The following is a 255-nucleotide window of genomic DNA, read 5'->3' on the forward strand; positions in this document are numbered from 1 at the left end:
TAGACGATGAAGAACTTCTGGAACTGGTGGACATGGAAGTTCGTGAACTGTTAACCGAATACGAATTCCCTGGCGATGACACACCAATCGTAGCCGGTTCCGCGCTGAAAGCCCTAGAGTGTGGCTGCGGTAAAGAAGACTGTGAGTGGTGTGGCAAGATCTGGGAACTGATGAAGAATGTGGACAGCTACATTCCAACTCCAGAACGTGATCGCGACAAGCCATTCTTGATGCCGGTTGAGGACGTATTCTCCA

1 protein-coding gene is annotated in these 255 nt (G+C 50.2%); it reads left to right on the forward strand.

What is annotated here, in order from left to right; translation table 11 throughout:
* Positions 1 to 255: elongation factor Tu (tuf, locus tag V6C27_14935; GenBank protein ID MEG6617665.1), on the forward strand; the 255-nt coding region annotated here is incomplete at both ends.

This window comes from Peptococcaceae bacterium 1198_IL3148 (assembly GCA_036763105.1).
Lineage (GTDB): Bacteria > Bacillota > Desulfotomaculia > Desulfotomaculales > Desulfohalotomaculaceae > JBAIYS01.